Annotated in this window: 28 protein-coding genes and 2 pseudogenes; 17 read left to right on the top strand and 13 right to left on the bottom strand. The window is 53.9% G+C overall.

Annotated features, from left to right (window positions below):
* Positions 1 to 20 precede the first annotated feature (20 nt).
* Positions 21 to 296, top strand: a complete 276-nt coding sequence (locus K7H09_RS15265; RefSeq protein ID WP_008957440.1) for a metal-sensing transcriptional repressor — start codon at positions 21 to 23, stop codon at positions 294 to 296.
* A gap of 34 nt (positions 297 to 330) precedes the next feature.
* The gene (locus K7H09_RS15260) at positions 331 to 1,701 is read left to right on the top strand and encodes an MFS transporter (RefSeq protein ID WP_008957441.1); all 1,371 of its coding nucleotides are present in this window, start codon (positions 331 to 333) and stop codon (positions 1,699 to 1,701) included.
* Between the two features lie 351 nt (positions 1,702 to 2,052).
* Here the strand turns inward: K7H09_RS15260 and K7H09_RS15255 are convergent, their stop codons facing one another.
* From K7H09_RS15255 to K7H09_RS15250, 3 genes are read right to left on the bottom strand one after another with little or no spacing between them, the layout of a single operon-like run.
* Positions 2,053 to 2,493 (bottom strand): DUF411 domain-containing protein, encoded by a 441-nt coding sequence (locus tag K7H09_RS15255; RefSeq protein ID WP_008957442.1) that lies wholly within the window; start codon positions 2,491 to 2,493, stop codon positions 2,053 to 2,055.
* A 13-nt stretch (positions 2,494 to 2,506) separates the two neighbouring features.
* Positions 2,507 to 2,641 (bottom strand): hypothetical protein, encoded by a 135-nt coding sequence (locus K7H09_RS24470; protein ID WP_008957443.1) that lies wholly within the window; start codon positions 2,639 to 2,641, stop codon positions 2,507 to 2,509.
* A gap of 36 nt (positions 2,642 to 2,677) precedes the next feature.
* Positions 2,678 to 3,229 (bottom strand): hypothetical protein, encoded by a 552-nt coding sequence (locus tag K7H09_RS15250; protein ID WP_044630687.1) that lies wholly within the window; start codon positions 3,227 to 3,229, stop codon positions 2,678 to 2,680.
* Positions 3,230 to 3,586: 357 nt separating this feature from the next.
* Here K7H09_RS15250 and K7H09_RS15245 point away from each other — a divergent pair, with 357 nt between their 5' ends.
* Positions 3,587 to 3,958 carry a copper resistance CopC family protein gene (locus K7H09_RS15245; protein WP_230805106.1) on the top strand — a complete coding sequence of 124 codons (372 nt, stop codon included), beginning with the start codon at positions 3,587 to 3,589 and terminating at the stop codon, positions 3,956 to 3,958.
* Between the two features lie 51 nt (positions 3,959 to 4,009).
* Positions 4,010 to 4,867 (top strand): copper resistance D family protein, encoded by an 858-nt coding sequence (locus K7H09_RS15240; protein ID WP_092490837.1) that lies wholly within the window; start codon positions 4,010 to 4,012, stop codon positions 4,865 to 4,867.
* A gap of 149 nt (positions 4,868 to 5,016) precedes the next feature.
* On the opposite strand, the gene K7H09_RS15235 is transcribed toward K7H09_RS15240, so the two are convergent.
* The gene (locus K7H09_RS15235; RefSeq protein ID WP_197672011.1) at positions 5,017 to 5,331 is read right to left on the bottom strand and encodes a hypothetical protein; all 315 of its coding nucleotides are present in this window, start codon (positions 5,329 to 5,331) and stop codon (positions 5,017 to 5,019) included.
* 928 nt (positions 5,332 to 6,259) lie between these two features.
* Positions 6,260 to 7,537: a hypothetical protein gene (locus K7H09_RS15230; protein ID WP_230805104.1), complete on the bottom strand. Its 1,278-nt coding sequence runs from the start codon at positions 7,535 to 7,537 to the stop codon at positions 6,260 to 6,262.
* Between the two features lie 533 nt (positions 7,538 to 8,070).
* Here K7H09_RS15230 and K7H09_RS15225 point away from each other — a divergent pair.
* From K7H09_RS15225 to K7H09_RS15200, 6 genes are all read left to right on the top strand, one after another.
* Positions 8,071 to 8,571 carry a cupredoxin domain-containing protein gene (locus K7H09_RS15225; RefSeq protein WP_230805102.1) on the top strand — a complete coding sequence of 167 codons (501 nt, stop codon included), beginning with the start codon at positions 8,071 to 8,073 and terminating at the stop codon, positions 8,569 to 8,571.
* A 14-nt stretch (positions 8,572 to 8,585) separates the two neighbouring features.
* Positions 8,586 to 9,251, top strand: a complete 666-nt coding sequence (locus K7H09_RS15220; RefSeq protein ID WP_009288249.1) for a response regulator transcription factor — start codon at positions 8,586 to 8,588, stop codon at positions 9,249 to 9,251.
* Positions 9,238 to 10,572, top strand: coding sequence for a sensor histidine kinase (locus K7H09_RS15215; protein WP_230805100.1), 1,335 nt, complete (start codon positions 9,238 to 9,240; stop codon positions 10,570 to 10,572). Before K7H09_RS15220 ends, K7H09_RS15215 begins: the two co-directional genes overlap by 14 nt.
* 68 nt (positions 10,573 to 10,640) lie before the next feature.
* Positions 10,641 to 12,464 carry a copper resistance system multicopper oxidase gene (locus K7H09_RS15210; protein WP_230805098.1) on the top strand — a complete coding sequence of 608 codons (1,824 nt, stop codon included), beginning with the start codon at positions 10,641 to 10,643 and terminating at the stop codon, positions 12,462 to 12,464.
* Between the two features lie 9 nt (positions 12,465 to 12,473).
* Positions 12,474 to 13,244 carry a copper resistance protein B gene (locus K7H09_RS15205; RefSeq protein WP_050713463.1) on the top strand — a complete coding sequence of 257 codons (771 nt, stop codon included), beginning with the start codon at positions 12,474 to 12,476 and terminating at the stop codon, positions 13,242 to 13,244.
* Positions 13,245 to 13,375: 131 nt separating this feature from the next.
* Positions 13,376 to 13,786, top strand: coding sequence for a hypothetical protein (locus K7H09_RS15200; RefSeq protein WP_230805096.1), 411 nt, complete (start codon positions 13,376 to 13,378; stop codon positions 13,784 to 13,786).
* Between the two features lie 178 nt (positions 13,787 to 13,964).
* On the opposite strand, the pseudogene K7H09_RS15195 reads toward K7H09_RS15200, so the two are convergent.
* The 7 genes and pseudogenes from K7H09_RS15195 to merT form a co-directional block, all read right to left on the bottom strand.
* Positions 13,965 to 14,279 (bottom strand): annotated as a pseudogene (locus K7H09_RS15195) (IS30 family transposase); the annotation flags it as partial.
* Between the two features lie 95 nt (positions 14,280 to 14,374).
* Entirely contained in the window at positions 14,375 to 14,509 is a 135-nt protein-coding gene (locus K7H09_RS24465) for a hypothetical protein (RefSeq protein WP_008957399.1), read from the bottom strand.
* Positions 14,510 to 14,590: 81 nt separating this feature from the next.
* Positions 14,591 to 16,240 carry a mercury(II) reductase gene (merA, locus tag K7H09_RS15190; protein WP_082051506.1) on the bottom strand — a complete coding sequence of 550 codons (1,650 nt, stop codon included), beginning with the start codon at positions 16,238 to 16,240 and terminating at the stop codon, positions 14,591 to 14,593.
* The gene (gene merF, locus K7H09_RS15185; RefSeq protein WP_027965777.1) at positions 16,233 to 16,472 is read right to left on the bottom strand and encodes a mercury resistance system transport protein MerF; all 240 of its coding nucleotides are present in this window, start codon (positions 16,470 to 16,472) and stop codon (positions 16,233 to 16,235) included. Before merF ends, merA begins: the two co-directional genes overlap by 8 nt.
* 73 nt (positions 16,473 to 16,545) lie before the next feature.
* Positions 16,546 to 16,734, bottom strand: coding sequence for a mercury resistance system transport protein MerF (locus K7H09_RS15180; RefSeq protein ID WP_230805094.1), 189 nt, complete (start codon positions 16,732 to 16,734; stop codon positions 16,546 to 16,548).
* Between the two features lie 61 nt (positions 16,735 to 16,795).
* Positions 16,796 to 17,092, bottom strand: a complete 297-nt coding sequence (gene merP, locus K7H09_RS15175; protein WP_022519794.1) for a mercury resistance system periplasmic binding protein MerP — start codon at positions 17,090 to 17,092, stop codon at positions 16,796 to 16,798.
* Positions 17,093 to 17,105: 13 nt separating this feature from the next.
* Positions 17,106 to 17,456: a mercuric ion transporter MerT gene (gene merT / locus K7H09_RS15170; RefSeq protein ID WP_027965778.1), complete on the bottom strand. Its 351-nt coding sequence runs from the start codon at positions 17,454 to 17,456 to the stop codon at positions 17,106 to 17,108.
* Between the two features lie 73 nt (positions 17,457 to 17,529).
* Between merT and merR the strand changes: the two genes are divergently transcribed.
* Complete coding sequence (gene merR, locus K7H09_RS15165) at positions 17,530 to 17,976, top strand: Hg(II)-responsive transcriptional regulator (protein ID WP_006911920.1); 447 nt, start codon at positions 17,530 to 17,532, stop codon at positions 17,974 to 17,976.
* 78 nt (positions 17,977 to 18,054) lie between these two features.
* Positions 18,055 to 19,356, top strand: coding sequence for an ISL3 family transposase (locus K7H09_RS15160; protein ID WP_033988338.1), 1,302 nt, complete (start codon positions 18,055 to 18,057; stop codon positions 19,354 to 19,356).
* A 49-nt stretch (positions 19,357 to 19,405) separates the two neighbouring features.
* On the opposite strand, the pseudogene K7H09_RS15155 reads toward K7H09_RS15160, so the two are convergent.
* A pseudogene (locus K7H09_RS15155) lies at positions 19,406 to 20,116 on the bottom strand (IS30 family transposase); the annotation flags it as partial.
* A 989-nt stretch (positions 20,117 to 21,105) separates the two neighbouring features.
* On the opposite strand from K7H09_RS15155, the gene K7H09_RS15150 reads away from it, so the two are divergent.
* The 5 genes from K7H09_RS15150 to K7H09_RS15130 all read left to right on the top strand — a co-directional run bounded on the left by K7H09_RS15150 (position 21,106) and on the right by K7H09_RS15130 (position 26,046).
* Positions 21,106 to 21,312, top strand: a complete 207-nt coding sequence (locus tag K7H09_RS15150; protein WP_153844206.1) for a DUF2933 domain-containing protein — start codon at positions 21,106 to 21,108, stop codon at positions 21,310 to 21,312.
* A 40-nt stretch (positions 21,313 to 21,352) separates the two neighbouring features.
* Entirely contained in the window at positions 21,353 to 21,697 is a 345-nt protein-coding gene (locus K7H09_RS15145; protein ID WP_022522184.1) for a hypothetical protein, read from the top strand.
* Positions 21,698 to 21,917: 220 nt separating this feature from the next.
* Positions 21,918 to 23,255: an APC family permease gene (locus K7H09_RS15140; RefSeq protein WP_008958468.1), complete on the top strand. Its 1,338-nt coding sequence runs from the start codon at positions 21,918 to 21,920 to the stop codon at positions 23,253 to 23,255.
* Positions 23,256 to 23,282: 27 nt separating this feature from the next.
* Positions 23,283 to 23,741: a hypothetical protein gene (locus K7H09_RS15135; protein ID WP_008958467.1), complete on the top strand. Its 459-nt coding sequence runs from the start codon at positions 23,283 to 23,285 to the stop codon at positions 23,739 to 23,741.
* Entirely contained in the window at positions 23,734 to 26,046 is a 2,313-nt protein-coding gene (locus K7H09_RS15130) for a heavy metal translocating P-type ATPase (RefSeq protein WP_008958466.1), read from the top strand. The genes K7H09_RS15135 and K7H09_RS15130 overlap by 8 nt, the downstream gene beginning before the upstream one ends.
* Positions 26,047 to 26,084 lie beyond the last annotated feature (38 nt).

Below are 26,084 nucleotides of genomic sequence, written 5' to 3'. Positions count from 1 at the left end.
ATATAATAAGGGAAAAGAAAATGACAATGCATACTCACCAGTCACATCCCGATATCGTCAAGCGCCTGAACCGCGCTCGGGGGCACCTTTCGAGTGTGACCCAGATGGTAGAGGATGGACGCCACTGTCTGGACATCGCTCAACAACTCCATGCGGTAGAAAAAGCCATTCAGCAAGCTAAACGCACCTTAGTGCTGGATCACATCGACCACTGCCTAGACGAAGCCCTGGGTACTCAGAATCAAACGCAACGGGCACGGGCTGAAGAGTTCAAGACGATTGCACGCTACCTGTAAGCGCTTTTAGGCACCCCTCATTTGAGGAAGTTCTATGCTCGATGTACTCGCCCACCGCGTCTACCGCCATCTCTTTCTAGCGCAGGTCATTGCACTGATCGGCACTGGCCTGACCACGGTTGCTCTGGCGTTGCTGGCTCACGATCTTGCTGAAGGTCAGGCGGGCGTCGTGCTAGGCACGGCGCTGGCGATCAAGATGGTCGCTTACGTGGGCATTGCCCCTTTGGTCGGCGCTTATGCATCACGCCTGCCTCGGCGCACCTTATTGGTTAGCCTGGACTTGCTGCGTGCAGCCGTGGTTTGCGCACTGCCTTTTGTTACCGAAGTGTGGCAGATCTATGTGCTGATCTTTCTGCTCAATGCTTGTTCAGCTGGCTTTACGCCCGTTTTCCAGGCGATGATCCCTGACATTCTCGAAGACGAAGAGCAGTACACACGAGCATTGTCCCTGTCGCGTCTCGCCTATGATTTAGAGAACCTTCTTAGCCCGATGGCGGCGGCGGCATTGCTGATGGTGATGGGTTTTGATGTCCTGTTTGTAATCAATGCTCTGGCCTTCGTTATCTCTGCCGCCCTGGTTATATCGGTGATCCTGCCTGCGTCTCACCCCCTAGAGGAAGCCCCCGGCGTCTGGCGTCGCGTTACTCATGGTATGCGGATTTACCTGAAGACGCCCCGGTTGCGCGGGCTACTGGCGTTGAACCTGGCTGTTTCAGCCGCCGGGGCCATGCAGATCGTCAACACGGTGGTACTCGTACGCTCGGTGTTGAATTTGGGCGAGAAAGAAGTCGCACTGGCCTTTGCCGCCGCAGGCGGGGGCTCCATGCTAATAGCCTTACTGCTGCCCAAGGTGCTGGAACGGGTGTCCGAGCGGCCAGTCATGCTGCTGGGTGGCGTTATGATGGCACTCAGCCTCTACCTGGGCTGGCTGGGCCCATCGTTTGCGGGGCTTGTCGGGCTATGGTTACTGCTGGGCGCTGGGGCCTCGTTGGTCATGACCCCCACCGGGCGCCTGCTCAAACGTTCATGCCAGCCGGAGGAGCGTCCAGCGCTGTTTGCTGCCCAGTTCTCGTTGTCACACAGCTGTTGGCTAGTCACCTATCCGTTGGCAGGCTGGCTGGGAGTGAACCTGGGACTGACGGGTACGTTCGCTTTGCTGGGAACGGTGGCCCTGGCGGCAACGGGGCTCGCGGCCCTTATCTGGCACGCACATGACCCGATGGCTCTTGAGCACGAGCACGCTGCCCAAAGTCACACCCACCTGCACTACCACGATGAACATCATCAGCACGAACATGAGGGATGGGAGGGGCCGGAACCTCATCGCCATTCCCACCATCATTCCCCAGGCTCACATGGGCACGTCTTTGTTATCGATGACCACCATTCCCATTGGCCATCGTAAAACGAGTAAGGACGCGGGCTTGGGAAATAAACGTGGGATGCGAACTGCCAATCTTACTAACGCGGGTATACAACATGCTCACCTTTTATTAAGGCGTAATATTAATAGGAGGTTTTTGCGCAAAGTAAGCTTTAACAGGCTTGCTAGTGTGGCAATGTGTAGGTGTAAAGAAAACGACGCAATCTTATTTTTAGCTTACCGTAACGAATCGACCCGTAACGCACTAGCAAAGTAAATCCTAAGTTTAATACAGCGCTTTCGTTTTAGTAATGTATGACTTGAATGCGCCTGCTGTACTACAAGAGTCCGTTAGAACGGCGTGCAGACAGCAGGCGAGCTTTTATCACCCTACTAAAGGGTCATAAATGGCTCATCTTCCTGGCCTGTAAACGTGTACACATTGTAAGGGCTTTCTTGTGGCCCCGGCATACCCGGTGTGCCAATGGGCATACCCGCCAAACCGATACCGTCAATATCGGGTTGTTCCTCAAACAGCGCCTGCACGGCTTCCATTGGAACGTGGCCTTCGATCCAATACTCGCCCATCTCAATGGTATGGCATGAACCCAGGCCATAGGGCACGCCTGCCTGCTGCTTAATATCACCCAGCTCTACATCGTCAATAATCGTCACTTCTACGCCGAGCTCTTCAAGATGGCGTGCATAAGCGTCACAGCAGCCGCACTGGGGGTTTTTATACAATGTTGCCTCTGGCGGTAACGCCGCCTGGGCGGAGACCGCCCCAAGCAGCATGGAACCAGAGAGTAAAAGCTTGGTGCTCATATGTTGCATTATTTTCAACTCCTTAGCGTGAACGACTGAAGAGGTACTTGGCCAGCGAAGCGATCGCCAAGCCAATTAATAACAGCATGGCCAGGGGCATCAACCAGCCTAGCCACCCCATTGACCCCATAAAAGCAAAACATTCCGCGTTCATCATACCATCACTCCTAAAAAAAGAGGCAATCGCCAAGGCTTATTGCGGGCCATGGTGGCTGGGCATGCTTCCTCTCATCTGTTCACGCTGCTCATCGGTCAGTAAGTCCTGCATCTGATTATGCATGCGCACGTTATCAGCCATCATATCGCCATGAAGGTTGGCCATTTGAGCATGCAGCGCCTTTATTTCCTCTGGTTCAGGGCGTTCAGTCTGCATGGTTTGCATCATGTCGTCGCGCAGGTTCATCAATTCGCCCATCCGCTCAAGCTGGGCCGCGCGGTGTTCTTGGCGCATCTCACGCATGGTACTCATCTGCTGCTCGTCGAGCATACCGCCAATGCCGGACATACTCCCCATGCCTTCCATCATTGGACAAGGCATCATCCCGCTTTGCCCTCCCATCATCATTCCTGGGTACATGCCTTCTTGACTGCCCATCATCATGCCCGAACCCATACCGACTTGGCCGTCCATCATATTGCCCTGACCTTGGGCGCCTTGGCTCATACCTTGAGCGAAGATGGCGCTGCTGGGGACACTGAGGCTTGCAGCCAGACCAATGACAAAGATCATCTTGTGCTTAACCATGATATTTCCTCTTATCATGTTGCTGGTCGAGACATCGCCTTATCCATTAAAAATGGAAGAAGGCGGAGTTAGCTTTCGTTATAAGCCTACAACCTATAGGTGGCCCAAAGGTAAAGGAGAAACCGATCCCAATACCTAAGTGTTGTCACAGATCATTTTTTCCGCCATTTTCAGCCCTGCTTCAGGTTGGCACGCTATAACACCTACACATTTCTTTGAAGATTCATACGACGCCATGCGCCTTGTTCGCCAAACAGGGAAAATGAACGATGTAAGAAGGCTCAACCGAATCAGTTTTAGCGCCTCCGCGATGAAGTAACAATATCCATTCAACCCTGAAAAACATAAGGATACGGTATGCAAAAGAAGAAGAGTTCGCTCCCTATCATTCACGCTTCCTTAGCAACGCTGTTGATGTCGCTAGCAATCCCGGCACTGGCCCATGAAGGCCGCGTAAACACTTTACCGAGGGATGGCGTCACCATTCAGGATTCCCCAGCAGAGATTGGCATCGAGTTTGGTGGCATGATGCGCATCACCCAGTTTGAAGTGACAGGCCCAAACGGCCCCGTTCCTCTTGATGGTCAGCCAGGCAGTGAACAGGTCGAACGCTACGTCGTGAAGCCCGGTGAAATTCTTTCGGCTGGGGACTACCAGGTGCACTGGCGCGGCCTATCGGATGACGGACACATGATGTCCGACGGTTTTAACTTCTCGGTCGAGCCCTGACCCGTGGCTTGGTGGTTCTCCGTAAATAGCCTCGATGTCTGGACCGTCGCGATGATTCTCGTGGCGGCCGGGATTTACCTTAGCGCCCTAGTCGCGACGGGGGCCGTGTTGTTTCGTCTAGCGTTTCCCCGGCTCCCTGATCACGACCGGAGGCGCGTCGCCCGCATGGGTGTCCTTTCTGCCTGGGCGGGGGTCATCCTGATTCTGTTCCAGTGGTCTTTAGAAGCTGGTTACCTTGGAGGCGGCAATATAGCGGCTGCAACCAACCCAATGTTGCTCGGGATCGTGTTCGATGGCGCGTCCGGGGGTCGACTAATACTGGTGGTAGCTGGTTTGCTGCTGGTCCAGGCGATTCAGCTTAATAACTTAGCGTTCTCGAAAACAGCCAACAGCTTGAGCCTAGTAGGCGTTTTATTGGTGATGCTGGCATTCGTGCAGGTGGGGCATACAGTAAACACCCCACGCCTCGTTCTGGCTGTCTTGCTGATCGTTCACCTGATGGCGGCAGCATTCTGGGTAGCCTCGCTGTGGCCGCTGTTCCACTTAGTGGGGCAACATTACAACCACGGCAATACCGCCCGCATTCTGACCCGTTTCGGGCAACTCGCCATGGGCGGAGTTGGCGTGTTGGTACTGGCGGGCGTCACTTTGGCCACGCTGCTAACAGGCGGTCTCACACCCCTGCTCACCACGGCATATGGACAGTTCTTGATCGGCAAAGTATTGATTGTCGCGGTGCTGCTGTTATTTGCTGCCGCGAACAAGTGGCGGCTTGTACCTGCCTTTGAGAGCGGCGATGCAACAGCCCCACGACGTTTGCAGCGCAGTATTGCGCTGGAGGTGGTGCTGGTCGTGGTTATCCTGCTGATCACGGCGGTGCTGACAAGGGTGACATCACCGAATGGGTGACCGTCAGGACAACCACCTTAGGTAGTTAAGAACCTAGCTTAATAGCTATAAGCAACGCTATCCGGAAGGCAAGGCCGATGCCATCCGCGCGCGACAAGAGATGCACACCCGCCACGTGGCCGTGGTGGTTCGTGGCATCTTGATGTGGTTCAGAAATTGTAGCCCAGACCAATCGTATAAGCCCAGATACCGTCCTCCTGAAACGCATCGGTGGCATCGTCGGTATCGCTGAACAGGAACTGATACTCAGCGCGAGCGAGGAAATAGGCCTTGGGCAGAACATAGTATTTCATACCCGTTTCCCGTCCCGCGAAGGCGCTGTCTTTGACGCCGTCTCCATAGATACCACCGAGGCTAGCACCGACGAAGGGCCGCGCACGACCATCAAGGAACTGATGGGTTAGGTAACCACGGGTTGAGCCGTTCCAGAAACCATCTGTGACGCCCGCCTTCGCCTTCGACATCGGCGTAATTGACGCTTTGCCGAACACCGGCAACCATGTTATCCCTCAGATACCAACCAAGATCAACAGTCTCACGCCGAAGTTTCCGCTATTAAAATTCCGATCGTTACTGCCAGTTCCAGAGATCGAAAACTCACGGACACCCCCTTGTGGGCCGTACTCTGAGTTTTGGGCGGATGCTGCCCTAGGCAGAACAGCGAGAAGACAAAAAGCCATTGCTGCAGTGTTGACTCTATTCATGAGGAGACCCTTCCTGACATTATTAGGATTGTATTTCCATAATGCACTATTCGTTATCTAGCGCGGATAGTAACGCGACCGATACCTTGGCGATCAAACGACACGGACCCGCACCATCATGTTCAGGGTCTGACATCACACGATCTGTGCGTTAGCACACACGTATATGATGGAATCTGAAAAACTGGCTACCGGATTGAGGATATGTGCTTCACCACAGCCGATCGACTCACCATCGGCATTATGCTCGGCTACATCGTATCCGGACTGATCATTCTTAGGCATCAGTTCCCGGCTGCCTTGCTAGCAACGGTTCTTTACTGATCATTTATTAGTTCTGGTCGACCGGTCGATTCCACCGCCTCGACTGGGTCAGCGACGCGACATGGTTTCTATATGAAGGCCATCGCTCGGCTAGGTGGCTATCTATATCGCTCCAGAGATACCCCTTTAAGGGCAGCCTTCATTGACGAGGTTTCATCCGCGTAGCTGATAATATTGTAAGTTTCCAGGCTTTAAATCCAAATGCAGGAAAAACTTGCGCGCAATTGAAAGGTTGCTGGGAGCAATTTCCGAATAACTAATCGCGGGCCGAAGTGAGGCGATCGCCTTGCAAGATGAGTTCCACGCCCTATCACGATAATCGCATAAGTTGTGGGACAAACTCTTTAGATCATATTTTTGATAACTAATCTTTCATGAGAAGCACAGGTGCGAATCCCCCACCTGGCGTACGGAAATTGGTCGTCTGTCCTCGATAAAGTCTCGCTGCGGCCATTAACAGTGTGCCGCGATAGGTATACAGTCTAACGTCGACCTTGAGATTTTTACGCTGTCCATCGACCAGAACGAGGCGTTCGGAGGGAGGCACATGGGCCTGGGCAATATAGTCGCTTTCCAAGATTTGGCTGAATGTTTTTTTGGTGAGTTTACTTCCCCGGTACACTCCCTTACTTCCGTGGCCTGCGACAGGTTTGAAGAACCACTGCCGTCGCTGTTGCCAAAGGGTATCAGCATTATCAGCGCTGACCTGTAAGGTACGGGGAATACAAGAGCGAAGTAATTCGGCATTTTGAGCGCTCAACCCCCAAGCCATAAGCGTCGCGGGATCTGATAACACAGCCAAGTTGCGTTTGTCCGCGAACAATGCGTGTGCATGGGGATTTGGGGTTATGACTGCGCCTCCGTCCAACCAGGCAGAGTGTAAGGCGGAGTTTCCGGGTGCTTCGAGCCCAAAATCCACTAAGCGATTGTAAACCATATCTACTCGCTTACCGCCGCTGTATAGCATGCCTGACTCATACCGAAGGTCGCCAGGCGAGAGGATGAGAGCATCAATGCCATGACGCCGTAATAACTGCTGGGCAAGTTTGAATTCAGGATAGAGGTATTGCCCCATAGGCTGATCATCAACGATAGCTATCCTCTCCAGACGTCCATTGCCACGCTGGGCACGCCATTCGCTCTCGAACTGGGCTATCACTTTAGCCTCGAAGTCGGCAGACCCGGCCGCACTTTTAGCATCACCACAACACTGCAGTTGGGCCCGTACCAGGATCGCGTTAAGAAATGCACCTCCGGCATTGGTATTGATTTCGATGAGGCGAGGCCCGTCCTCGCCGAGATGGAAATCATAGCCCATGAAGACACCTACTGGGCCGGGGTTTAACTGTGCACTTTGCGGGGCCCAAGACAGTACTTGTCGCTGATAGTCGGGAAGAGCGGCGGCGTTTTCTATGGCCTGAACAGTGGCCCTCATCTGCTCCAGAACCTGAGATGGGACAAAGACAGCGACATTCGAGAAAAGTTGATGCCAGGTCGAACGGATAAAGGCCTCATCGGCATCGTCGCCCAACTGGTCGATAAGACTTTGGGTGGCTGCTCGTCGGTCTAGAGTGATACAGGTGCAGTGCTGGTTCAGCCTTTCTGCTTCTCTCATCCCTGGGGAGCCACTGGTCTTTTGCAAGAGCTGTCCTCTGGTTTTTTCACGCTGATCTAGATCAAACTGGCCAGCATCGGCTGGTCATTGAGTTCATGAGGGCGATATTTAACGAGCTACACCTTCTGCTGATAGATCAACGTCGATGATGAGCGCTCATGGTGCTTGTACGCTCGCATTAACATCTTGTGGCAAAACTTTCAGGAAATGTAGACACAAGGGTTAATATAGATGAAGTGGAAAGCCGACGTCCGGTCATAGCGATAAAAGTAACTAGCGCTACCATCATCATCAACAAGGGGCAACTATTTTCTACCGACAATGATGCGCAGTGATGACCAAGAGCATCCCTGCTGCCGACATCGGCAACTGAACAAATTTCACTATTAAGCGGAAGATGCTGTATTGAATTAAAAAAGGTCCCGAAATAAGGCCTTGCGCTTGCAAGTTTTCGTGATAGCTACTTATCCGGCAGGTCATATTTTTACTGTAGGTTCAGGCTCGTTTCAGGTTAACACCGTATAAAGAATGGGTGACAATAACCTCTGAGGTAAATGACCATGCGCTACACTCTTTTAACAACGTCTTTGTTTGCCCTTTCATTAAGTCTGATCACGGGCGCGGCGCTGGCTGCACCCGGCCACGGCGGTGGTGGCAATAACCTAACCGAGGCTGACGTTGACCGCACGATCAGCCTTGATGCTGGCGATATGTGGTTCGACCCTGAAACGCTAGAAATGGCGGCGGGTGAAATTGTTAAATTTGAAATCACCAACACCGGCAATTTAGAACATGAGTTTGTGATTGGTAGCAAAGAAGCCCAAGAAGAACATCGTCAAATGATGCTAAACATGGCCAACGGCGGAGGCCACGATATGTCGAATATGTCACACGGCGGCGGTCACGATATGGCCAGCATGGACATGGCAGGTGTCACCATTGCGCCTGGTGAAACCGGGACTTTATTATGGAGTGTCCCTGACAATGTTAACGAGCTAGAGTATGCCTGTAACATTCCTGGTCATTATGAATCCGGCATGTACGGTAATTTTTCTCTCTAATCTGACGCAGACCCATGAAACTGTTGCTACTCGAAGATGATGATTTGTTAGCAGAAAGCTTGGCAGAGAGTCTCAAGGACAACGGTTACCTGGTTGATTTGGCCGCTTCATTGAAAGCGGCCAAGTCGCTGATGGCAACCGAGGATTATGAGCTGGCTATTTTAGATGTCGGTTTGCCCGATGGGTCGGGGTTAGATCTTCTCGCTCATTGGCGCAAGCAGAAGCGCAGTACGCCTATTTTGATTTTGACGGCGCGCGATACCTGGGAAGATAAAGTTATCGGACTTGAAACCGGAGCCGATGACTATCTCACCAAGCCTTTCCACGAAGCCGAACTTATGGCTCGCCTGAAGGCCTTGTTGCGTAGGCAGTCTGGTCAGTTATCTCATGTGATTACGCTTAACGGTGTCTCGTTGGATGAGGCGGGTCAACGCGTGTGCTTAGAAGGAGAAACGTGGCGTTCGCTAACAGCAACGGAGTTTCGATTACTGCGCTACTTAATGCTTCATCCAGACCGTATTCACTCGAAAGATCAGCTACTAGAGCAGCTCTACGCCTTGGATCAGGACGCTGCCGCACCTAACTTGGTGGAAGTCTACATCGCTCGTCTGCGCCGTTATCTCGGTAAATCAGTCATTCAAACGCGACGTGGTCAGGGGTATTTCTTTGCTTCACATTGATAGACGCAGTTTACGCATTCGGCTACTCGCATGGTTAGGCGGCGTCGCGCTACTGGTGGTGGTCACCACGTGGCTATTGCACGGGATCTTTTTACAGAGCCTGGCAAGGGATTTTTTAGGTGAACGCTTACAACGTGAAGCAAACCACGCGGTCGCGCAGCTAGAGCAAGACCAAACGACTGTACCGACTGCGCTCGACTCGGTTAGCCAAGGCTATCAAGTCTTTCATCATCTCTACGTACTCCGTTTCAATGGCTCGGTCAGCGCTTCTGACCCGCAATGGCAGCAACAGCTGGCTCCGTTGCTAGATGAGAGCGGCGATGCCCTAATAGATGTGAATCGCGGAACACAGCACATGCTCGTCTATCGCCGCCATTTTGAGTGGCAGGGCACGCAGGGTGTGCTATTGGTGGGCGAGGATTTTTCCCAAGTAGAAGCAGGGCTTGCAGCTTTGCACTGGTGGGTTGGTGGGATCGCCGCCGTGCTTTTAGGGATGCTCATCATACTCAACATGCTAGCGGTTAACCGTGGACTCATACCACTCTGGCAACTGCGCCAACAACTTGAAGCATTGCGATCAGGCAAACGTGATCGCTTGTCATTAGTAGCCCCTTCGGAGCTAGATGAATTAGTCGACCAGTTGAACTGGTTCATGGACGACATTGATCTTCGTCTGAAGCGCTCGCGAGAATCGGTCGCCAACCTATCACACGCATTAAAAACCCCGCTGGCAGCAATTACCCAAGTACTGCGCGGCAATCGGCCCATTGATGAAAACCGACGGCATAAACTGCTCAGTCGTATTGAAGATATTAACGCTCAGTTAGCTGCAGAGCTGCGTCGTTCGCGTATTGCAGGGCCTAACGCGGGTCGAATGGCGAACGTCACGCGAGATAGTTCACGGCTCATCGAGATGTTCCGTAGTCTTTACCCTGAGCGCATTTTCAACCTTACCCACTCGGCACACGAGAAAGACCAAGTGCCTATTGAGGCTCACGACTTTTCTGAAATATTAGGCATCGTGCTCGATAACGCTGGCAAATGGTCGAATAGGTGCGTTAATTGCGATATTGCCGTCTCCACTACCACACTCACGCTCACCACTGATGATGACGGTTTCGGCGTTGCAGAAGAAGATCTTTCGCGCTTGGGAGAGCGTGGCACACGATTGGATGAACGCCGTCCCGGCTACGGCTTAGGCCTGTCGATTCTTGCGCAGTTAATTGCCCGCTACTCAGGGCACTCGCGCTTTGAGCGTAGTCCACTGGGTGGACTGCGCGTTACGGTTACGTTGCCTCTTGCAGTTGAAGTGGTCAATTAATCACTATTCAGCTTTGATTCAGCTTCTTCCATCAAGATGGTGCTATTCACCATTGACGGGAGTTACACATGGCACGCTCAAGCATCATTTCTCACCCGCTTTCTCGCCGGCAGGTCCTAAAAGGCGGCGCTGCCCTAGGAATAGGTTCCGCTGCGGCAATGGGATTAACCCCCGCCTGGGCAAACCCCTGGGGCCGTACCAACGTCTATGCTCAGGGCGTTGAAGAAGGGCCCGAGGTATCGCTGGCGATCCGCCGTGAATCGTTGCCTATTGACGGACAAGAAGCCCAACCAATTACCATTAACGGTACCAGTCCTGCCCCGCTGATTCGTTTGAAAGAAGGTCAAGACGCAGTACTGCGTGTCACCAACCTGCTGGACGAGCCCACCTCCATCCACTGGCATGGTCTCATTCTACCGCCGGAAATGGATGGTGTGCCTGGCGTTAGCTTTGCAGGTATCGCCCCTGGTGAAACCTTTACCTACCGTTTTCCCGTCCGTCAGAACGGTACCTACTGGTACCACAGCCACTCCGGCTTGCAGGAACAGCTCGGCCACGCCGGGCCGTTGATAATTGACGCCGCCGAGCGCGAACCCATCCGCTATGACCGTGAGCATGTGCTACTGCTCACCGACTGGACCTTTGAAGACCCGATGTCGGTGTTCCGTAATCTGAAAACCATGGAAGGCTATTACAACTTCCAAGAGCGCACGATTGCTGACTTCTTTGCCGATGTTCGTAACAACGGTTTTGCTCAGACCGCTGAAATGCGCGGCATGTGGGCTCAAATGCGCATGAGCTCGAGGGATATCGCCGATGTCACCGGTAGTACTTATACTTATCTTCTCAACGGCTATTCTCCTCAAGAAAACTGGAATGCCTTGTTCAAAGCTGGTGAGCGGATACGACTACGCGTGATTAACGGCTCAGCCATGTCTTTTTTCGATGTTCGTATACCTGGCCTGAAGATGACCGTGGTGGCCGCTGATGGACAACCGGTGCAACCCGTTCCTGTTGATGAGTTCCGTATTGGCGTGGCTGAAACCTACGATGTGCTGGTTTCACCTGAAGACGACCGGGCATACACCATCTTCGCCGAAGCCATGGATCGGAGCGGCTATGCACGCGCCACGCTAGCTCCACGTGAAGGCATGCAGGCGGAGATTCCTGAACGCCGTCAAATTGCAGACCGCGGTATGGAAGCCATGGGTGCCCACGGTATGGGCGGTATGGATCACTCCAACATGGCGGGGATGGATCACTCTGGCATGTCCAACATGTCGGGGATGGATCATTCCAGCATGGCTGGGATGGATCACTCCGGTATGTCCAACATGCAAGGCATGGATCACTCTACTATGGGGGGGATGGCAGCCGAGCAGGCCAAAATAGGCGCAAATGGTTTGCTTCTCGCCGGTGAAGCTCAGCCGGGCTCTCGCTATAACCAGGCGGGAATCGGCATTGATCCTGACGAACGACGCGTATTGGTTTACCGGGATCTCAAAGCGTTCACACCATGGCCTGATCGCCGTGAGCCAGGCCGTGAGCTTGAGCTGCACCTGACCGGCAATATGGAGCGTTATATGTGGTCGTTCGACGGTAAGAAGTTTAGCGAAGTGACCGGCCCTATTCATTTTGAGAAAGATGAGCGGCTGCGCCTAATTCTGATTAACGACACCATGATGGAGCATCCTATTCACCTCCACGGTATGTGGATGGAGCTAGAAAACGGCCAAGGGGAATTGATACCACGCAAACACACCCTAAATGTGAAGCCCGGTGAGCGCGTATCTGCGTTGATCACCGCAGATGCAGAGGGCAGTTGGGCGTTCCACTGCCACCTTCTCTATCACATGGATGCTGGCATGTTCCGCGTTGTTCAAGTTTCTTAAGGAGGCAGTATGAAAATTAAGCGCTACTTAACCCTCGCCAGCGCCGCCCTTGGCATGGCCGCCGCCACGACCGCTCAAGCCGAAGATGGCTATGCGGCACCAGACAGTTGGCCAGCGCCCACTGAGGAACATAATATGGGTATGGCACTGTTTGATCGGCTCGAATATAGCGTGCCTGATAAAGGCCCAGAAGCCGTGGTATGGGACTTTCAAGGCTGGTACGGCGGCGATATCAACCGCATTTACCTAAAGTCAGAAGGCGAAAATGTCCAGGGCGACGGCGAAGATGCTGAGTTTGAGTCTTTGGAACTACTCTATAGTCGTTTAGTGGCTGATTTTTGGGAGTTACAGGGGGGGATCGGTTATCAAGGCGGTGTTTTCTCCGATGATCACGCTGAACGCACCTATGGGGTTGTCGGCCTGCAAGGCGTAATGCCCTACGGCATTGAAACCGACGTGGCATTACAAGTGAGTGAAGATGGCGACGTGGCCGCCAGTTTTGAAGGCGAATACGATCTGCGCCTGACTCAGCGGCTCTACCTACAGCCGCGCACCGAAATTGCCGTGGCCGCCAGTGAAGTTGAAGAATTTGGCGTGGGCGAAGGCCTTAACTCGGTTCGTGCTGGCCTACGGCTAGGCTACGAAGTGACCCGACGCTTCGCCCCCTACATCGGTGCCTATTGGGAGAAAGAATACGGCGACACTGCAGATCTCTCCCGAGCCAGTGGCGACAACACTGAAGATACTGGAGTTGTTGCCGGTGTTAAACTAATGTTCTAACGACTCTGGCAGTGTGTAACTTTTAACGTCACCAAATGGTGGCGTTTTTTATTATTTTTATTTTTATATTCAGCTTCATTTCAAAAACCCCAGCTAATATAACCATGTAACCAACCACTGGAGTAGTTATCATGAAAGTTAAATCAATTCTCTTTGGAGCGCTTGTAGCTAGCATTCTTTCAACGCCTGCATTGGCTAACTATGGGACGATCATCCAAGATCTGCCACTACTTGAAAGAGGCGTCTCTTCTACACAATTGCTGGCCCAAGGCCAATCAAAGCGTTTCAATATTAACATTCAACAAGCGACTACGCTGAAGATAGCAAGTGAGCACTTCCCAGGCGCAACCAGCACTGGCAACCGCATTTCAGCTGTTCTTTATAATGAGGCGGGACAGCAGGTAGCAGAAGCTTCCAGCCCACGGGGGCACTTCGAACTTGTTCGTCAGCTGCAACCGGGTAATTATCAGCTTGAGGTAACAGGAAGATCAAGGGGAGGCAGTGATGATAACCGTTATTATGAACTACATGTCGCCTATTGATATCCTTTAGTCTTGACATGAATTAAGAAGGTCAGCCATGAGCTGACCTTTTTTATGAAAAACTAGTATCTCGGCAAACAAATTCAGCTTTAATTCAGGAATTTTCGCTAACTTTATAGTGCCGCAATCGGCGTAAAAACAAGACAATTGGCGGATGCAGACTCTGAGTGCAACACACTCATTGGATGGTTGATGGGCTTTCATGGTACTTGGCCATCAGCTCGCTCATCACCTCTATCGGACATTTAAATCCAAAGCGTTTTCGAGGTCGCATATTCAGCTCAAAGGCAATGGCGTCCAGCTCTTCCTGGCTATGTGCTGAAAGGTCCGTTCCTTTCGGTAAATATTGACGGATAAGACCATTGATATTCTCATTGGCCCCACGTTGCCAGGGGCTGTGGGGATCGCAAAAATAAATCGCAACGCCCGTTTCTTGAGTGATTTTTGCATGCTGTGCCATTTCACGCCCCTGATCATAGGTCATGCTTTTTCGGGTATCCGGATTATCTGGTTGGTATGCGAGAGAGAAAGGTGGCCGACAAACTCAACCCACAACGGATTAGCTGGTTGATGGCTCGCTCAGTACGCTCACTTGCTAGAGAGCAGATACTTCACCAAACAGGCGATGCCCAGGACCAGCAGCAATAGTAGGGCAATTCCGATCACTGGCATTATCCAGCCCATCGCCCCCATCATCCCGCAATCGGGTAGTGTCGTGTTCATCGTGACAGAGCTCCCTGTGGTGTCCATGCCCAAAACCCGTGGTGCCGCCGCCCAGTGGCACCACGGTCGCGCTCATATCGTTCACCCGGCACAGCAGGACAACTGCGTCACATCCTTGGTGAAAGTCTGGGCACAGAGCTTGAGCCCTTCCACCATGGTCAGGTAGGGAAATAGCTCATTGGCGATGTCGTGTACGGTCATGCGTGCGCGTAGCGCCATCACCGCCGTCTGGATCAGCTCACCGGCTTCCCCCGCCACCGCCTGCACCCCCAGCAACCGGCCCGAGTCGCGTTCGGCCACCAGCTTGATGAAACCACCGGTGTCGAAATTCACCAGCGCACGCGGCACGTTTTCCAGGTCCAGCTCGCGGGTATCGACGCTGAAGCCTTGCTCGATGGCCTCGGCTTCCGTCAGGCCGACGGTGGCCACCTGGGGGTCGGTGAAGATCACCGCCGGCATGGCGCTCAGGTCCAGGGTGGCTTCGCCCCCGGTCATGTTGACGGCAGCCCGGCTGCCCCCGGCGGCGGCGACATAGACGAACTCCGGCTGATCGGTGCAGTCACCGGCGGCATAGAGCCCCGGCACCGTGGTGTGCAGATGCTCATCGACCAGAATCGCCCCACGTGCGGTTTCCACGCCGAGGCTCGCCAGGTTCAGGGCCTCGGTATTGGGTGTCCGTCCGGTGGCCACCAGCAGTTGATCCGCCCGCAAGGTGCCGGCGTTGGTGTCGACAATGAATTCATTGTCGGTGTAGTCCACGCGGCTCGCCTGGGTCTGCTTGAGGACCTCGATGCTCTCGCGGCGAAACGCCGCCTCCACCGCATCCCCTACCGCCGGGTCTTCCTGGGAGAGCAGGCGGCTGCGGGCCAGCACCGTGACCCGGCTGCCCAGCCGGGCGAAGGCCTGGGCCAGTTCCAGGGCCACCACCGAGGCGCCGATCACAATCAGCCGCTCGGGAAGGGTGTCCAGGGCCAGCGCACTGGTAGAGGTCAGGTAGGGGGTGTCGGCAAGACCCGGGATCGGCGGTACTGCCGGTCGGGCGCCAGTACCGATTAAGGCGCGGTCGAAGTGGACGACCTGCTCGCCGCCCTCGTTCAGCTTGACCATCAGGCTATGGGCATCGATAAACCGGGCCTCGCCGTGCAGGACCGTGATGGCCGGGTGGTCGCGCAGAATCCCCTCGTACTTGGCGTCACGCAGTTCCTCGACACGTCGCTGCTGCTGCTCGAGCAGCTTGGCCCGATCCACCACCGGCGCCTGGGCGCTCAGGCCTGCATCGAAGGGACTTTCCGTACGCAAGTGGGCAATATGGGCCGCGCGAATCATGATCTTCGAAGGCACACAGCCTGTATTGACACAGGTACCGCCGACGGTGCCGCGTTCGATCAGGGTGATCCGGGCGCCGCGCTCGGCGGCTTTCAGGGCCGCCGCCATGGCGGCGCCGCCGCTGCCGATCACCGCGATGTGCGGGGCGTCTTCATCACGGCCCTTGGACACCGATGCGCCTGCCGGGGAAGTGGGCCCACTGTTGGCCAGTCGAGCTTGGTAGCCAAGTCGGGTCACGGCAAACGTCAACGCCGAGGCCGGTGTCTCCGGATCAACGGCTACCGATGCCGTCCCCTGAGGATAGGATACCTCCACCGACTGCACGCCGGGCAGCTTCTCCAGGGCTTCCCTGACATGATCCGCACAGCGGTCACAGGTCATGCCACTCACGTTGAGTTCAATCATCACGTTTCTCCGAGTCTTCATTAGTAAAGCCGGCATCCTGCTTCCGCTTGTGGTATCGCGCGTAGAGAGGTAAGCCGATGGCCAGGGCGGCAAACAGCAGGTAATCGAGATAGCCTGCCAACGCGGCCAGGCCCGCCGTACCGAATAGCACCAGGGCGATTGGCGCGGCGCAACACAGCACCATCAACCCGGTGCCAAGCACGACGCTTAAAAATTTCTGCGAATCTTTCACGCTTATTCCTTCACCGTGGCGGGCAAGCTCGTAAACAACTCACCCGATGACCGCGATGTGCAGCTGCTTGATGTCACTCAGGGGGCGTATTCCTTGATTTGATAGAGCCGTTGTCACAACAGGCGTCGAACTGCTTCTTACGCCAAATCGCATAAATGGTCAGGCCGATGAAGAAGGCCAGGGCCAGCAATAACACAACGTCGAGATAGCCCGTCAGCCCCGCCAGGCCCACCGGATCACCAGGATCGGCGTAAAGCAGCACAATGCCACCAGGACGGTGCCGATCACGCTCACGCGCAGCAGGGGCTTGGGATTCTTCATGATCACTCTCGATCCGCTTGCGAGGATGTCGGGGTTGATGGATACCCAGCGTTGATGGTGGCCTCGGTCAATGCCTCCACCGACGTTCGGGCGTCGTCAAAGGTGACCACGGCCTCGAGATCCGCGTAGCTCACGTCGACTTGCGAGACGCCGTCCACCTTGTTGAGGGCGGCCTTGACGGTGATCGGGCAGGCGGCACAGGTCATGCCCGGCACCGACAGCGTCACGGTCTGCAGGGCCGCTAAGGCGGGCGTGCTGAGCAGGGCGAGTAGCGCGATGAAGGCGAAACGAGCTTTCATGGTAGATCTCCTTTTAATAGAACAGGGGCAAGATGTAGGGGAATACCAGGGCGATTAGCACCAGCAGCGATACGAGCCAGAAGATCGCCTTGTAGCCCGTCCTGACCCGTGGCACGGCACACACCTCTCCCGGCTGGCACTTTTCCACTGGCCGAAAGACGCGACGCCAGGCGAAGAACATCGCCACCAGCGCGACGCCGATAAAGAGCGGGCGATAGGGCTCCAACGCCGCCAGATTGCTGATCCAGGCGCCGGAAACGCCCAGCGTGATCAGCACCAGCGGGCCGAGGCAACACGCCGAGGCCAGGAGGGCCGCGACTCCTCCGGCGGCCAGGGGCCCTCGCCCCGTTTTAGATGTCCGCATTGACGATTCTCCTTTCGGGATGGGGGGAGCTACGATAAGGTTACTTCCGTAGCTTGGTACGGAGTCAAGCATCATGAAGAGACATGCAGATAAAGTGGCGGACACCATGACCATTGGCGGCCTGGCCAAGGCGGCCGGCGTCAATGTCGAGACAATCCGCTATTACCAGCGACGAGGGCTATTATCGGAGCCCGAACGCCCTCCCGGAGGTATTCGACGCTATAGTGCCGCCGATATCGACAGGTTGACGTTCGTGAAAACGGCGCAGCAGCTGGGCTTTAGTCTGGATGAGATCAGTGACCTACTTCGGCTGGAAGATGGCGCCCACTGTCAAGAAGCCAGTGCTCTCGCAGAGCACAAGTTAGGGGACGTTCGCGAGAAGATCGACAGGCTTGAAAGAATTGAGAAGGTGCTGAGCGAAATGGTCGACAGATGCCATGCACAACAAGGCAATATCACTTGCCCGCTAATTGCGTCATTGCATGAAGGGCTCAGAGAAGCAGAAGACCCAAGGGAGTAACTCACCTTCAGTTCGTTGAAAACAACGCGGTCAAAGAGTCGCGATCATCTATGGACCATGTCGACAAGGAAAGTTTGCATGACTAGCTTGCCTGACAACATCCTTCACCTTCCCGAGTACCACGTCCTAGGCACCAAGATGGAAGAGCATGATCTCCACTACCAGGTCGAAGCTCCTGAGCCTCTAGCTTGCGAGGAATGCGGCGTTGAGAGTGAGTTTGTCAGGTTCGGCAAGCGCGATGTGGCCTATCGCGACCTACCCATCCACGGAAAGCGGGTCACCCTCTGGGTGGTCCGTCGCCGCTACACCTGCCGGGCGTGTGGAAGGACGTTCCGGCCAGCTCTTCCGGAAATGGTAGACGATCACCGCATGACGCGGAGGCTTTACAACCACGTCGAGAAGGAAGCCTTCAATCACCCCTACGCCTACGTGGCTGATACCACGGGCCTCGACGAGAAGACTGTCCGCGAGATATTCAAGAAGAAGGCTGAGTTCCTGGCAGCCTGGCATCGTTTCGAGACACCCCGCTGCCTGGGGATCGACGAGCTGTACCTGAACCGCCGCTACCGCTGCATCCTGACCAACCTGGAGGAGCGTACCCTACTGGACCTGCTGCCCGGTCGCCAGCAGGACGCGGTGACGAGGCGCCTCATGAGCATGACCGAGCGCCACCAGGTCGAGATCGTCAGCATGGATATGTGGAAACCCTACCGCCGTGCTGTCCAGGCGGTACTGCCGCAGGCTCGCATTGTGGTCGATAAGTTCCATGTGGTGCGGATGGCCAACGAAGCCCTGGAGAAGGTGCGTAAGGGACTCAGGAAGGATCTGAAGCCAAACCAGCGGCGGACCCTCAAGGGCGATAGGAAGATCCTGCTGAAGCGTGCCCACGACGTTTCAGATCGCGAGCGGCTTATCATGGAGACATGGACAGGGGCCTTCCCTCAGCTCCTGGCGGCCTACGAGCACAAGGAGCGGTTCTACCACATCTGGGACAGCACCACCCGGCGTGATGCCGAAAAGGCGCTGGCCCGCTGGATTGACGACATTCCACAGGGGCAGAAAGAGGTGTGGAAGGATCTCGTCAGCGCCGTCAGCGGATGGCGCGAGGAGGTGCTGGCCTACTTCGAAACCGACACCCCAATCACCAACGCCTTCACGGAGTCGATCAATCGGCTGGCCAAGGACAAGAACCGCGATGGCCGGGGCTACTCATTCGAGGTGATGCGGGCCCGGATGCTCTACACCACCAAGCACAAGAAGAAGGTGCCGCAGATCAAGGAATCCCCCTTCCTGGGCAAGGCCACCATGACCTACAGCATGGGTCTTCCCGAGCCTGAGAAAAACTACGGCGTCGATCTATCAACCTTCTGGGAGAGTTAAGGGTTCGAAGGAGCAAGGGGGCTCCATCTACCACTTAATCCGGATACCCGCTTTTTCGAGCGGTGGCCGGCATTCGGTTCAGGGCGGCACTAAAACCTGCTACGGCGGATGTGGCGGTGGCGTCGTCCATTTTTGCGAGGACCAGATAGCCACTGCTAAGCTCTACCAAGGTGCCTACCGCGGACGCGTTATTCTTACCTTTGATCAGATCGCCTTCCCAGTGGCCGGGCATTTCACGCTTACTGACCTCGGGCGGACGTAAGTGAATGCTGACCATGTCAGGGATCTGTCCACGTCGATCCACTTCGCCACGGCGAGGCTTGCGTGTGGTTTTACCTTGTCGCAAGCAGTGAATCAGTTCCTTGCGAAGGTGGCCAACAGGCAAGGCATAAATGGCCGTGTAGATGGTCTCTCGGCAGACGTAGGCATCGCGCAAATTAGGTAGTTTCATCGTCTTGAGCTTGCCGCTAATTTGTTCGGGAGACAAGCGTCGCCGCAACATATGCACGATGAGATCAAACCGCTCGGTGCCTGGCAAAAGCTTACGCGCAGGACGACAGACCTCTCGACGCTTTTCTCGCTGACGTTGGGCATACCGGGCGCAGTAACCGTTCTGGGCCATTTGGTTACGGCGTATTTCACGAGAGATGGTTGAAGGAGCTCGCCCCAGGAGCTGGGCAATATGCCGAAGGCTCATCCCTTGGGCTTGACCCACTTGGATGCTGGCACGTTCTTCAATACTGAGTTCGAGGTAAGACATGGGACAACACCTTAGCGAAATGCTCAGGTGTTGCACTCAGTTTCTGCGGCCAAGGTTAATAAACAACTAAGAGGTTCATAACGGTGACAACGACCCACTCCAGCGCTCGCGCTTATGGTTGCAAACAGGAGAGTACATATGTCCGTTTGGCTTGTAGATCGTTGACCTGCTCGTGCACATGGGCCTTAGGTGAACGTAAACCTGCTGACTTCGCGATAAGAGATTGACGCGTTTACAGAGCAGGAACATGTCGATACGATTTCCCAGGGATATCTGGGCTATGAACGTATTGGCGGCTATGAAGAGCTTCATGAGCACCTGGGAGTTAGCGTTTCAGACCCTAATGCGACCACCTATCGCCCTGTGCTGGCAATTTTTGCCACTGCGTTACTCATCGATTTTTCTGCCAGTTGGGAGGTTCAGTGCATAATATTCACTGCACGCGTGCTAGAGTATGCCGTAGCCACAGCGATCATACCCCCGGGTCTGCAAAAGCTGCAGGGCGTAGCGAGCTTTAGCGCCATGTTTCTCAACTATGACCTGCACGCCCAGCGCCAAGTCCCCTTCAGTTACGTTTACCTTCACGCCTAGATACTTCCGAAGCTACTAATTGCTGGCCGATACGCTTATCTGGCTGGCTGCGCCACTGGCGCTATTCGTTGGCACCGTGTGACAGGTTCTGTCTTTAAAGCGATATACCTCGATAAACGTGAGCTCAAGTGCGCCTGTGTCGGCAACAGTAATACCCATTAAGCTTTGTATCGCTCACCGAAAACCTAATGATGATGGGAATGAGGCTATGGATACCGCTTGGGTAATTATCGCCTACTTTTTGCGAGGCGCTTGATCAGGATCATATTTCCCTCCGATGCTGTTCAGGTTGCGTTCAGACAAATCATCCATGCTGTTATTGGGGTTATTTATTTGATTTTTCCCAAACCAACGGCCTTAACTGCTGTTGGCTCTTTGGGCGAGTTACTGAGGTGATTATGAGTAACAGTACAAGTAGTCGTTTGCTGATGTTGTGGGTGCCACTTGCTGGGTTTGTCATTTGGGCGGGATACCTGATTGGAACCGAGCACCGTCTCCACCTATTTCAGTTCTTACCTTTCCTCTTTTTGGCAGCATGCCCACTGATGCATATTTTCATGCATAAACACCACGGCGGTCATAAGAACAAAATAGACAAGGACTGAACCACTCTATATATACATGTACGCGCCTGGGAGAAAGACCATGAAAACGACACAACAAGAGCACCGCTTGGGTGTTTCCAAAAACACACTGGTGACTCGGAATTTAAAAATCAAGCCTAGTAAATCCAAACGCATTGAAGAAGCGCTGTCAGATATCGACCGACTCTATGGAATGGATAAGGTGGTCTACAACGAGAAAAACCGAAATATCAGCCTTGCTTACGATGCGCTGAGGCTCTGCATCGATGACGTTGAAAAAATTCTCAAGCTCCATGACATACAGGTCAGCGCTGATCGGTGGAACCGCTTTAAGAAGGAGTATTACCGTTTCGTCGATCAGAACGTTAAAGACAACGCTAAACAGGAACCTTGGAGCTGTCATTAATAGTCATAACGGCTACATGACACAACCAGGAGCAAGACTAGCTAGTTTAGGGTAAGAGCTGCTTGCCTGTGGCCTCGCAAAATCAGACCTTCCGTTAGTCATTTGCCATGTGGCTGCACATAGGTTCTATATTTAATTTATATAGCATCAAAAAACACCGCACAGGAGTCCTCGGCAGTTATTGCTGCTGTGGTTGCCGTTAATACAAGGAGTCGCTTTCATGGTTGGGCAGGATAGAACGCCACAATATAAAGAAAACAGTCTTTCGTTGGTCGGTGCCGTTGCATTAGGCACCGGCGTGATGATTGGGGCCGGTATTTTTGCGCTAACCGGCCAAATGGCCGAAATGACTGGTCGGCTATTTCCTCTAGCCTTTCTGGCCGCTGCCGTCATTGTCTCTTTCAGCGCTTATTCTTACGTTAAAATGTCCAATACCTTCCCATCAGCAGGTGGGATTGGCATGTATTTACAGAAAGCGTATGGCCCGACGCTTCCCACCGCCTTTCATGCCCTCCTGATGTATTTTTCCATGGTGATCGCACAGAGTTTTTTGGCGAGAACGTTTGGTTCCTACACGCTTGAGTTGTTTGACCTGGGGGATCGTTCACTATTTGTGCCCCTACTCGGGGTTGGTTTACTGCTAATAGCCTTTTTGATCAATTTATCCGCCAACCGCTTGATCGAGACCGTCGCCTCGGTGCTCGGATTTATCAAAATAGGTGGCATTATAGTGTTTGGTATTGTCGGCGTGTTTATTGCCGACTCCATCGAAATGGGTGCTGGCAACGATGCACCTACGCCTACGATAACGGGCTTTTTAGGTGCTACGGCGCTCGGCATACTGGCATTTAAAGGCTTCACGACGATTACCAATAGTGGTTCGGAGCTTAAAGATCCTAAGCGGAATCTTGGCAAAGCTATCACGATCTCGATTGCGCTATGCGTGGTGATCTATGCCCTTGTCGGTTTTGCCGTTGCCAGCAACCTATCTTTGCCTGAAATTATCGAAACCCAAGACTACTCCCTGGCCGCCGCTGCCCGTCCCGCACTGGGTGAAGCGGCAGTTGCGTTTACCGTCATTCTCGCCATGTTGGCAACGGCGGGCGGTATCATCGCCAGCGTCTTTGCCGTTTCACGCATGCTCGCCATGCTGACAGAAATGAAGCTGGTTCCTCACCGCCATTTCCACATGCCCGGCAGTGTACAAAAGCATACACTGGTGTACACCATCGTATTTGGCTTAGTGCTCACCGCTTTTTTTGACCTGAGCCGCATCGCAGCATTAGGCATCATTTTCTACCTGATCATGGATATGGCCATCCACTGGGGTGTGCTTCGTCATCTCAAGGACAGAGTGGGGGCTAATCCTGTTATTCCTAGCATTGCCATACTACTAGATGCTGTCGTGTTAATCGGCTTTTTATGGGTAAAAGCCATCTCGGACCCCATGGTGCTCATCGTTGCTGGCGTAGTAATGGCTACTCTTTTACTCGGCGAATGGATTTTCCTATCCAAACGCGACGCTTCAAACGATAGCGAGCACTCTCACACTCATTAACGTTAATAGCGTTATAGGAGGTACCAAATGGACGTTAGAACCTTTGGTGAATTGATCGATTGGACCCGTCAGTTACACGAGCATCTTGCAGCTTGCCTTGCTCATTGCGCCGATATACACGAAGAAGAGCGCGCTCGCATGTTGCTCAATTACTTAGCTGCACAGGAAGCGGAAATGCAGCGCGTTGTGGCGCGCTTTGAACAGACTGCTGACGCGAAAGCATTAAAAACCTACGTTTATGACTATTTGGAGCATAAACCTATCCGTACGCATCGTACCTGCGATGCGCCCTATTCCACGCTAAGTGTTGACGACATTTGCCGAGAGGTTTTTGATTTCCATGAACAAACGATAAACCTTTATCGAACCCTCGTTGGCAAAGCGGAAATTCCTGAGGCTAAAGAGCTCTTAGATTCCCTTTTAGCACTTGAAGAGCACGAAGCCATGCGCCTTGTTCGCCAAACGGGGAGAATGAACGATGTCTGAAGACCATAACGAGACAAAGGTGAAAGACCCTGTTTGTGGCATGGACGTTGATCCCCATACCTCCCGCCACCGTGCCGATCACGCGGGTAAGACTTGGTACTTCTGCTCAGAAAAGTGTCAGGAAAAGTTTATTGCCAAGCCTGATGCGTATCTTGAGCCAAGCAAACAGTCACAAGCGTCAGTACCCTCGGGGTCTATTTATACTTGCCCGATGCACCCAGAAGTTCGACGAGAAGGCCCAGGCGACTGTCCAATCTGTGGTATGGCGCTGGAACCTGAGACCGTCTCTGCTGACACCGGCCCTTCGGACGAACTCAAGGACATGACCAGGCGTTTCTGGATCGGCCTAGTACTGACCCTCCCCGTGTTTGCCCTAGAAATGGGTGGCCACGTGTTTGGCCTTATGCATTTTATTTCCCAGCAAACCTCTAACTGGATTCAACTGCTGCTGGCAACGCCGGTAGTCGTCTGGGCAGGTTGGCCATTCTTTGTACGCGGATGGCGTTCGCTAGTGCATCGCAGCCTTAATATGTTCACGCTAATCGCGATCGGTACCGGCACCGCGTTGCTCTACAGTTTGCTGGCCACCCTCACACCGGGCATCTTTCCCGACGCCTTCCGTCAAGCCGATGGTTCGGTGGCCGTTTATTTCGAAGCAGCGGCAGTGATTGTCGTTTTAGTTTTACTGGGACAAGTATTAGAGCTACGCGCTCGTGAAAAAACCTCTGGCGCTATTCGTGCTCTGCTCGACTTGGCGCCTGCTACCGCTCGACGCCTTGATGATCAGGGCAATGAGGAAGATATCTCTCTTGACCAGGTTCAGGTAGGGGATCGTCTCCGGGTGCGCCCCGGCGATAAGGTGCCATTAGATGGCGAAGTGATGGAAGGTCGCTCCAACGTTGACGAATCCATGGTTACCGGTGAACCACTAGCGGTGAAAAAGGAAGTCGGCGATGGCGTCATTGGCGGCAGCATCAATGGTCAAGGATCCTTTGTCATGCGCGCTGACAAGGTGGGCCAGGACACGATGCTGTCGCAGATTGTGCAAATGGTCGCCAGCGCCCAGCGCAGCCGCGCACCCATTCAAGGGCTTGCCGACAAAGTCGCCAGCATCTTTGTACCCGTCGTTATTCTCATTGCTGTTGTGGCTTTCATCGCCTGGTCATTGTGGGGCCCTACCCCGCCGATGGCGTTTGGCCTTATTGCGGCGGTTAGTGTTCTGATCATTGCCTGCCCGTGCGCGCTAGGTCTTGCTACCCCCATGTCAATTATGGTCGGTGTAGGGCGCGGTGCCCAGTTAGGCGTGTTGATTCGCGATGCCGAAGCTCTTGAACGTCTAGAGAAGGTCGACACCGTCGTCGTCGACAAAACCGGCACGCTTACCGAAGGCAAACCACGAGTGACCGAGTTGATTCTCACTGAAGGCATTGCTGAATCGGAGCTTTTGCGCTTGGCAGCTAGTCTTGAGCGAGGCAGCGAGCACCCCTTGGCCCATGCAATAGTCGAAAAGGCTAAAGAGGCAGAGGTAAAATTAACAGAAGCGTTGGACTTCGAGGCTCCCAATGGCATGGGCGTTATAGGCCAGATAGATGGCAAGCGTATTGCCCTGGGCAACCGGCTATTGATGGAAAGCGAGGGCGTTAACACCCAGTCTCAAGACACACATGCCGATCAATTGCGCAGCGACGGTGCTACTGTCATCTTTGCGAGCATCGACGGGAATTTAGCTGGGCTGCTCGCCATTGCCGATCCGGTCAAGGAAACCACCGAAGAAGCCATTCGTTCACTCCAGGCTGACGGCATTCGAGTGGTGATGCTGACAGGCGATAATCGCACCTCCGCCAACGCTGTGGCACGTCGGCTAGGCATTGATGAGGTCGAAGCTGAAGTGCTTCCAGAGGATAAAGGCCGAGTGATTCAGCGTCTCCGTGATGAAGGGCGCATTGTTGTCATGGCCGGCGACGGCGTGAACGATGCACCTGCGCTGGCTACAGCGGATGTCGGCATTGCCATGGGAACCGGCACCGATGTGGCGATAGAAAGCGCTGGGGTTACTCTACTGCGAGGAGATCTTACCGGTATTGCCACGGCGCATAAGCTCTCAAAAGCCACCATGCGTAATATTCGCCAAAATCTCTTTTTTGCCTTTGCTTACAACGCGGCAGGCATCCCCATTGCCGCAGGGATTTTGTACCCCTTCACAGGTATGCTGTTATCACCGATTATCGCGGCGGCGGCGATGTCACTCTCTTCAGTGAGCGTGATTGGCAATGCTTTACGACTTAGGATGATTGCTATTAAGTAACAATATCTGGTTCTTCGTCACTTCACGTGGATTTGGCC

Source organism: Halomonas sp. IOP_14 (assembly GCF_021021315.1).
In the GTDB taxonomy this organism is placed as follows: domain Bacteria; phylum Pseudomonadota; class Gammaproteobacteria; order Pseudomonadales; family Halomonadaceae; genus Vreelandella; species Vreelandella titanicae.
This window is presented reverse-complemented; position numbering and strand designations above follow the sequence as displayed.

Excerpts from the sequence above, each read along its gene's own strand:
- K7H09_RS15160 (WP_033988338.1), top strand. The coding sequence starts at position 18,055 with ATGACTAGCTTGCCTGACAACATCCTTCACCTTCCCGAGTACCACGTC.
- K7H09_RS24465 (WP_008957399.1), bottom strand. The coding sequence starts at position 14,509 with ATGAACACGACACTACCCGATTGCGGGATGATGGGGGCGATGGGCTGG.
- K7H09_RS15205 (WP_050713463.1), top strand. The coding sequence starts at position 12,474 with ATGAAAATTAAGCGCTACTTAACCCTCGCCAGCGCCGCCCTTGGCATG.
- K7H09_RS15260 (WP_008957441.1), top strand. The coding sequence starts at position 331 with ATGCTCGATGTACTCGCCCACCGCGTCTACCGCCATCTCTTTCTAGCG.
- K7H09_RS15210 (WP_230805098.1), top strand. The coding sequence starts at position 10,641 with ATGGCACGCTCAAGCATCATTTCTCACCCGCTTTCTCGCCGGCAGGTC.
- K7H09_RS15220 (WP_009288249.1), top strand. The coding sequence starts at position 8,586 with ATGAAACTGTTGCTACTCGAAGATGATGATTTGTTAGCAGAAAGCTTG.
- K7H09_RS15255 (WP_008957442.1), bottom strand. The coding sequence starts at position 2,493 with ATGCAACATATGAGCACCAAGCTTTTACTCTCTGGTTCCATGCTGCTT.
- K7H09_RS15250 (WP_044630687.1), bottom strand. The coding sequence starts at position 3,229 with ATGGTTAAGCACAAGATGATCTTTGTCATTGGTCTGGCTGCAAGCCTC.
- K7H09_RS24470 (WP_008957443.1), bottom strand. The coding sequence starts at position 2,641 with ATGATGAACGCGGAATGTTTTGCTTTTATGGGGTCAATGGGGTGGCTA.
- K7H09_RS15265 (WP_008957440.1), top strand. The coding sequence starts at position 21 with ATGACAATGCATACTCACCAGTCACATCCCGATATCGTCAAGCGCCTG.
- merR (WP_006911920.1), top strand. The coding sequence starts at position 17,530 with ATGAAGAGACATGCAGATAAAGTGGCGGACACCATGACCATTGGCGGC.
- K7H09_RS15225 (WP_230805102.1), top strand. The coding sequence starts at position 8,071 with ATGCGCTACACTCTTTTAACAACGTCTTTGTTTGCCCTTTCATTAAGT.
- merP (WP_022519794.1), bottom strand. The coding sequence starts at position 17,092 with ATGAAAGCTCGTTTCGCCTTCATCGCGCTACTCGCCCTGCTCAGCACG.
- K7H09_RS15235 (WP_197672011.1), bottom strand. The coding sequence starts at position 5,331 with ATGTCGAAGGCGAAGGCGGGCGTCACAGATGGTTTCTGGAACGGCTCA.
- K7H09_RS15240 (WP_092490837.1), top strand. The coding sequence starts at position 4,010 with ATGATTCTCGTGGCGGCCGGGATTTACCTTAGCGCCCTAGTCGCGACG.
- K7H09_RS15245 (WP_230805106.1), top strand. The coding sequence starts at position 3,587 with ATGCAAAAGAAGAAGAGTTCGCTCCCTATCATTCACGCTTCCTTAGCA.
- K7H09_RS15140 (WP_008958468.1), top strand. The coding sequence starts at position 21,918 with ATGGTTGGGCAGGATAGAACGCCACAATATAAAGAAAACAGTCTTTCG.
- merA (WP_082051506.1), bottom strand. The coding sequence starts at position 16,240 with ATGATTGAACTCAACGTGAGTGGCATGACCTGTGACCGCTGTGCGGAT.
- K7H09_RS15135 (WP_008958467.1), top strand. The coding sequence starts at position 23,283 with ATGGACGTTAGAACCTTTGGTGAATTGATCGATTGGACCCGTCAGTTA.
- K7H09_RS15130 (WP_008958466.1), top strand. The coding sequence starts at position 23,734 with ATGTCTGAAGACCATAACGAGACAAAGGTGAAAGACCCTGTTTGTGGC.
- merT (WP_027965778.1), bottom strand. The coding sequence starts at position 17,456 with ATGCGGACATCTAAAACGGGGCGAGGGCCCCTGGCCGCCGGAGGAGTC.
- K7H09_RS15145 (WP_022522184.1), top strand. The coding sequence starts at position 21,353 with ATGAAAACGACACAACAAGAGCACCGCTTGGGTGTTTCCAAAAACACA.
- K7H09_RS15200 (WP_230805096.1), top strand. The coding sequence starts at position 13,376 with ATGAAAGTTAAATCAATTCTCTTTGGAGCGCTTGTAGCTAGCATTCTT.
- K7H09_RS15150 (WP_153844206.1), top strand. The coding sequence starts at position 21,106 with ATGAGTAACAGTACAAGTAGTCGTTTGCTGATGTTGTGGGTGCCACTT.